Origin of the sequence: Guyparkeria sp. (assembly GCF_046540515.1) — a bacterium.
Taxonomy (GTDB): domain Bacteria; phylum Pseudomonadota; class Gammaproteobacteria; order Halothiobacillales; family Halothiobacillaceae; genus Guyparkeria.
Window position 1 is genome coordinate 1 of sequence record NZ_JBKHFB010000081.1, and the last position, 7,417, is coordinate 7,417.

5 protein-coding genes are annotated in these 7,417 nt (G+C 65.9%); all 5 read left to right on the forward strand.

Annotation, left to right across the window (positions count from 1 at the left end):
• Window positions 1–615, forward strand: a 615-nt coding sequence (locus ACLFRM_RS08460) for an MFS transporter (protein WP_410755302.1), incomplete at its 5' end; no start/stop codon positions are given.
• 78 nt (window positions 616–693) lie between these two features.
• Window positions 694–4,434 carry a nitrate reductase subunit alpha gene (locus tag ACLFRM_RS08465; protein ID WP_410755303.1) on the forward strand — a complete coding sequence of 1,247 codons (3,741 nt, stop codon included), beginning with the start codon at window positions 694–696 and terminating at the stop codon, window positions 4,432–4,434.
• Between the two features lies 1 nt (window position 4,435).
• Window positions 4,436–5,986 carry a nitrate reductase subunit beta gene (gene narH, locus ACLFRM_RS08470; protein WP_410755304.1) on the forward strand — a complete coding sequence of 517 codons (1,551 nt, stop codon included), beginning with the start codon at window positions 4,436–4,438 and terminating at the stop codon, window positions 5,984–5,986.
• Window positions 5,987–5,996: 10 nt separating this feature from the next.
• Window positions 5,997–6,722, forward strand: coding sequence for a nitrate reductase molybdenum cofactor assembly chaperone (gene narJ / locus ACLFRM_RS08475; RefSeq protein ID WP_410755305.1), 726 nt, complete (start codon window positions 5,997–5,999; stop codon window positions 6,720–6,722).
• A gap of 26 nt (window positions 6,723–6,748) precedes the next feature.
• On the forward strand, window positions 6,749–7,414 hold the full coding sequence (gene narI / locus ACLFRM_RS08480; protein ID WP_410755306.1) for a respiratory nitrate reductase subunit gamma: 666 nt from the start codon (window positions 6,749–6,751) through the stop codon (window positions 7,412–7,414).
• The last annotated feature ends 3 nt before the right edge of the window (window positions 7,415–7,417 follow it).

Consider the following 7,417-nt stretch of genomic DNA (forward strand, 5'->3'; position numbering starts at 1 on the left):
ATGACGGTGCTCTACATCGCCACTTTCGGCTCCTTCATCGGCTTCTCGGCGGCGCTGCCGCTGTCGATCGAGGTGCTGTTCGGCAAGATGATGGTCGACGGCGAGCGCGTGGCCAACCCGGACGGCCCCAGCTCGCTGACCTACGCCTGGATCGGCCCCTTCGTCGGCGCCCTGATCCGGCCTGTGGGCGGCTGGATCTCGGACCGCATGGGCGGCTCGATCGTCACCTTCGTCATCTCGATCATCACTGTGCTCGCCTCGGTCGGCGCCGGTTATGTCATGAACCTGGCGTACTACTCGTCGGCGCCGCAGGATTTCTTCTTCGTCTTCCTGCTGCTGTTCATTGTCATCTTCGCCGCCGTCGGCATCGGCAATGGCTCGACCTTCCGCACGATCGGCGTGATCTTCGATCAGCAGAGCAAGGGGCCCGTCCTCGGCTGGACCTCGGCGGTCGCCGCCTACGGCGCCTTCGTCGCCCCGCGCGTGATGGGCGACCAGATCGAGGCGGGCAGCCCCGAGCTGGCGATGTACGGCTTCGCCATCTTTTATGCGATCTGTGTGGTGGTCTGCTGGTGGTTCTACCTGCGGCCCGGCGCGGAGATCCGGAACCCTTGAGTCAACCGGCCGGCGGAGGCGCGAACTGCCTCCGCGGCCCTGCAGCGGCACTGCAACGTCGCCTGATGGAGTACAACGATGAGTCACTTCCTCGACAATCTTCTGTTCTTTCGCCACAAGCGTGAGCCGTTCTCGGAGGGCCACGGCGTGACCACGGATCACGACCGCCGCTGGGAAGACGGCTACCGCCAGCGCTGGCAGCACGACCGCATCGTGCGCTCGACCCACGGCGTGAACTGCACCGGCTCCTGCTCGTGGAAGATCTACGTCAAGAACGGCCTGATCACCTGGGAGACGCAGCAGACCGACTACCCGCGCACGCGGCCGGGTCTGCCCAACCACGAGCCGCGTGGGTGCTCGCGCGGTGCGAGCTACTCCTGGTACGTCTACAGCGCGAACCGGGTCAAGCACCCGCTGATCCGGCGCCGCCTGCTGGAGCTCTGGCGCGAGGCCAAGGCCGAGCACGGCGACCCGGTGGATGCCTGGCAGTCGATCGTCGAGGACCCGGTCAAGGCGCGGGCATACAAGTCGCGCCGCGGCCTCGGCGGCATGGTTCGCGGTGACTGGCAGGAGGTCAACGAGATCGTCGCCGCGGCCAACGTCTACACGGTCAAGCAATACGGCCCCGACCGGCTCATCGGCTTCTCGCCGATCCCGGCCATGTCGATGGTGTCGTACGCCGCGGGCACGCGCTACCTGTCCCTTCTCGGCGGTAGCTGCATGAGCTTCTACGACTGGTACTGCGACCTGCCGCCGTCGTCGCCGCAGACCTGGGGCGAGCAGACCGATGTGCCCGAGTCGGCGGACTGGTACAGCTCCAAGTTCATCATGATGTGGGGGTCGAACGTGCCGCAGACGCGCACCCCGGACGCCCACTACATGACCGAGGCGCGCTACAACGGCACCAAGATCGTCACGATCTCGCCCGATTACTCCGAGGCATCCAAGTTCGGTGACGTCTGGCTGCACCCGAAGCAGGGCACGGACTCGGCGCTGGCGATGGCGTTCGGCCACGTCATCCTGAAGGAGTGGCATGTCCAGAACACCAGCGACTACTTCGACGACTACGTCCGCCGCTATACCGACATGCCCTGCCTGGTCATGCTCGATGCCAAGGGCGAGCACAACGTGCCGGGGCGCTTCCTGCGCGCCAGCGATCTCGATGGTGCCCTCGACGAGACCAACAACCCGGAGTGGAAGACGCTTACCTTCGACGGGCCGACGGGCCGCATCGTCGCGCCGCGCGGCTCGATCGGCTTCCGCTGGGGCGACGGGGGCGGCCGCTGGAACCTGGAGAGCCGCGCCAGCGACGGCAGCGAGATCCGGCCCGAGCTGTCGCACTCGGCGCAGCACGACGAGCTCGTCGACGTCGGCTTCCCCTACTTCGGTGGCGGCGGCAACAACCACTGGGCGATGACCACGCACGATCCGGTCCAGGTCCGTCGCGTGCCCGTGCGTCACGTCACGCTCGCCGACGGCTCCACCGCGCGGGTCGCCAGCGTGTTCGATCTGCTGGTCGCCAATTACGGCATCGATCGCGGGCTGGGCGGCGACAACGTTGCCTCGAGCTACGATGACGACGTCCCCTACACGCCGGCCTGGCAGGAGGCGATCACGGGCGTGCCGCGGGAGCAGGTGGTCACGGTCGCACGCCAGTTCGCGGAGACGGCGCACAAGACCCACGGCAAGTCGATGATCATCATCGGTGCCGGCATGAACCACTGGTACCACATGGACATGAGCTACCGCGGCGTCATCAACATGCTGATGATGTGCGGCTGTGTGGGCCAGAGCGGCGGCGGCTGGGCGCACTACGTCGGCCAGGAGAAGCTGCGGCCGCAGACCGGCTGGATCCCGGTCGCCTTCGGCCTCGACTGGCATCGCCCGCCGCGGCAGATGAACTCGACCTCGTTCTTCTACAACCACACCAGCCAGTGGCGCCACGAGCGGCTCAACGTACGCGAGATCCTGTCGCCACTGGCCGACGAGAGCGAGTACCACGGCCATCTGCTCGACTACAACGTCCGGGCCGAGCGCATGGGCTGGCTGCCGTCGGCGCCACAGCTGTCGCGCAATCCGCTCAAGGTCACGCGCGAGGCCGAGGCCGCGGGCAAGGCCGTCAAGGACTACATCGTCGAGCAAATGAAGAGCGGCGAGCTCGGCTTCGCCAGCGAGGACCCCGACAACCCCGCCAACTTCCCGCGCAACCTGTTCGTCTGGCGCTCCAACCTGCTCGGTGCCTCGGCCAAGGGCCACGAGTACTTCCTCAAGTACCTGCTCGGCACGGAAACGGGCCTGCAGGGCGAGGAGCTCGGCGACGAGTCCGAGCGGCCCGAGGAGGTCGAGTGGCGCGAGGCGGCCGAGGGCAAGCTCGACCTGCTGACCACGCTCGACTTCCGCATGTCGACGACCTGCATGTACTCCGACATCGTGCTGCCCACGGCGACGTGGTACGAGAAGAACGATCTCAATACCTCGGACATGCACCCGTTCATCCACCCGCTCACCGCGGCCGTGGATCCGGCCTGGGAGTCGCGCTCGGACTGGGACATCTACAAGGGCATCGCACGCAAGTTCTCCGAGCTGGCGCCCGGCCATCTGGGTGAGGAGACGGATGTCGTCACGATGCCGCACCTGCACGACTCGCCCGCCGAGCTCGCGGAACCCTTCGAGCCGCGTGACTGGAAGAGGGGCGAGTGCGAGCCCGTGCCCGGCAAGACCATGCCGAACCTGGTGACGGTCAAGCGCAACTACCCGGACACCTACGCCAAGTTCACCAGCATCGGCCCGCTGATGAAGGAGCTGGGCAACGGCGGCAAGGGCATCGCCTGGAACACCGAGAGCGAAATCGATCAGCTCGGTGATCTCAACGGCCGCGTGCGCGACGAGGGCGTGAGCCAGGGGCAGCCGAAACTCGATACCGCGATCGACGCCTGCGAGTCGATCCTGATGATGGCGCCCGAGACCAACGGCGAGGTCTCGGTCAAGTCGTGGAAGAGCCTGGGCAAGATCACCGGCCTCGACCACAGCCACCTCGGCGTCCATCGCGAGGAGGAGAAGCTGCGCTTCCGCGACCTGGTGATGCAGCCGCGCAAGATCATCTCATCGCCGATCTGGTCGGGCATCGACTCGGAGCACGTCTCTTACAACGCGGGCTACACCAACGTCCACGAGCTGATCCCGTGGCGCACGATCACCGGCCGCCAGCAGTTCTACCAGGATCACGTCTGGATGCGCGATTTCGGCGAGGCGTTGTGCGTCTACAAGCCGCCGGTCGATCTGAAGACGATCAAGCCGATGCTGGGCAAGAAGGGCAACGGCAACGACGAGATCGTGCTCAACTTCCTCACGCCGCACCAGAAATGGGGCATCCACAGCACGTATACGGACAATCTGCTGATGCTGACCATGTCGCGCGGCGGGCCGATCGTCTGGATCAGCGAGGTCGACGCCAACAAGGCCGGGATCGAGGACAACGACTGGATCGAGGCCTTCAACGTCAACGGTGCCCTGACCGCGCGCGCCGTCGTCAGCCAACGGGTGCCGGAAGGCATGTCCATGATGTACCACGCCCAGGAGAAGATCTCGAATACACCGGGCTCGGAGATCACGGGCAACCGCGGCGGCATCCACAACTCGGTGACGCGGGCCACGCTGAAGCCGACACACATGATCGGCGGTTACGCCCAGCAGAGCTATTTCTTCAACTACTACGGCACGGTCGGCAGCAACCGCGACGAGTTCATCATCCTGCGCAAGATGCGCGATGTGGACTGGATGGATGAGTCGGAACCGACCGCGACGACGGAGGGCGCCTGAGATGAGAATCCGCGCACAGATCGGCAAGGTCCTGAACCTGGACAAGTGCATCGGGTGCCATACCTGCTCGGTCACCTGCAAGAACGTCTGGACCTCGCGCGAGGGCATGGAATACGCCTGGTTCAACAACGTCGAGACCAAGCCGGGCATCGGTTATCCCAAGGACTGGGAGAACCAGGCACGCTGGCGCGGCGGCTGGCAGCGGCTGAGCAACGGTGAGCTGCAGCCCCGTATCGGCGGGCGCTGGCGGGTGCTGGCGAACATCTTCGCCAACCCGGACATGCCGGCGATCGAGGACTACTACGAGCCCTGGGATTACGAGCACACCCACCTCCAGGCCGCGGGCGACAGCAAGACCATGCCGACCGCCCGGCCCGTGTCCGCGATCACGGGCGAGCGCATGGAGAAGATCGAGTGGGGGCCGAACTGGGAGGAGATCCTGGGCGGCGAGTTCGAGAAGCGCAGCCAGGACTACAACTTCGAGAAGGTGCAGAAGGACATCTACGGCCAGTTCGAGAACACCTTCATCATGTACCTGCCGCGGCTGTGCGAGCACTGCCTCAACCCGACCTGCGTGGCGGCGTGCCCGTCGGGGGCGATCTACAAGCGCGAGGAGGACGGCGTCGTCCTGATCGACCAGGAGATGTGCCGCGGCTGGCGCATGTGCGTGTCGGGCTGCCCGTACAAGAAGATCTACTACAACTGGAAGAGCGGCAAGTCGGAGAAGTGCACCTTCTGCTACCCCCGTATCGAGGTGGGCGAGCCGACCGTGTGCTCCGAGACCTGCGTCGGCCGCATCCGCTACCTCGGCGTCATGCTCTACGACGCCGACCGCATCGAGGAAGCGGCCAGCGTCCCGGACGAGCAGGACCTCTACGAGGCCCAGCTCGGCGTCTTCCTCGATCCGCACGATCCCGAGATCATCGCGGAGGCGCGGCGCCAGGGCATCCCCGAGGACTGGATCGAGGGCGCGCAGAAGTCGCCCGTGTACAAGATGGCGATGGAGTGGAAGGTCGCCTTCCCGCTCCACCCCGAGTACCGCACCCTGCCGATGGTCTGGTACTGCCCGCCGCTGTCGCCGATCCAGTCGGCGGCCGAATCGGGTCACATCGGCTACAACGGCGAGATCCCGCAGGTCGATCAGCTGCGCATCCCGGTGCGTTACCTGGCCAACCTGTTGACCGCGGGCGAGGAGGAGCCGATCGTCCACGCGCTCGAGCGCATGCTCGCCATGCGCGCGTACAAGCGCGCCGAGACGGTCGATGGCCGCAAGGCGACCGACGTGCTCGAGCGCGTCGGCCTGACCGAGCACCAGGTCGAGGACATGTATCGCTACATGGCGATCGCCGACTACGAGGATCGCTTCGTCATCCCGACGAACAAGCGCGAATCGGCCAGTACGCTGTACGACAGCATCAGTGAGCGCGGCGGCTGCGGCTTCAGCTTCGGCGCGGGTTGCGGCGGTGGCGGCAACGACGCCGACGTCTTCGGCGGCAAGGCGACGGCCAAGCGCAAGCTGTTCCCGATCAAGCTCGATCGCGAGAAGGCCTGAGGAGGTGGCGATGAAGACACTAGCCGTCATTTCTCGCGTGCTCTGCTATCCCACGGCCGAGCTGCAGGCCGCGGTGCCCGATATGCGCCGGGCGATCCGCGAGGAAGGGTTGCTCACGCCCGAGGTCCAGTGGCGGCTCGATGCGCTGCTGGGCGAGATCGCGGAGACCCCGCTGCTGGACCTGCAGGAGGTCTACGTCAATCTGTTCGACCGCGGGCGCAACCTGTCGCTGCACCTGTTCGAGCACGTCCACGGCGAGTCGCGCGATCGCGGCCAGGCCATGGTCGAGCTGATGAACCAGTACGCCGCGGCCGGCCTCGAGGTCGACGCCTACGAGCTGCCCGACTACCTGCCGCTGTTCCTCGAGTACCTGTCGCAGCGGGACCGCGCCGAGATCGACGAATTGCTCGGCGACGCCATGGGCGTGGCGATCCTGCTCGGCGCACGGCTGACCGAGCGGGGCTCGTCGTATGCGGTTGCCTTCGACGCGCTCGAGTGCATCGCGGGCACGCCCGAGGATGCGGCCGATTTCCGCAAGCACGCGGCGGGTGAGGGACCCGACGAGACCATCGAGAAGATGGACGAGATCTGGGAGGAAGAGCAGGTCACCTTCCTCGGCAACAGCGATCCGAGCAGCGGCGGCTGTAGCACGGGAGCCGGTCAGGGCGACCAGGTTCGCACGGCAGCCGTCGAGTGGATCGAACAACCGAGCCGCGGCGCGGCCGGCGGTAAGTGACTCCGGGAGACAACGAGATGGAGTACATGACGCAATTCGCATTCGGGGTGTTCCCCTACCTCGCGGGCACGATCTTCCTGCTCGGCTGCCTGCTGCGCTACGACCGCGGCCAGTACACCTGGCGGGCGATGTCGAGCCAGATCCTGCACAAGACGCCGGCGTTTCGCTGGGGCAGCAACCTGTTCCACGTCGGCATCCTGCTGCTGTTCTTCGGCCATCTCTTCGGCCTGCTGGTGCCGAAGGAGATCTACACGCTGTTCATCACGACCGAGCAGAAGCAGTGGATCGCGATCGTCGCCGGCGGCATTTTCGGCACGATGTGCCTGGTCGGCATCTCGATCCTGCTGTGGCGGCGGCTGTTCATCCCCGCCGTGCGAGCGAACTCCGCGCCGGCGGATACGTTCATCATCGTTCTGCTGTTCCTGCAGCTGCTGACCGGGCTCTACACGATCTTCCATTCGATCGACCACGGCGCCGGCACGATGGTGGCGCTGGCCAACTGGGCACAGCACATCGTGACCTTCCAGCACGACGCCTGGATGTTCGTCACCGAGGTCCACTGGGCCTACAAGCTGCACATCGGCCTCGGCATGCTGATGTTCGCCTCGTTCCCGTTCACGCGCCTGATCCACATCTGGAGCTGGCCGTTCACCTACCTGTGGCGCAACTACCAGGTCGTGCGCGTGAAGTGAGGT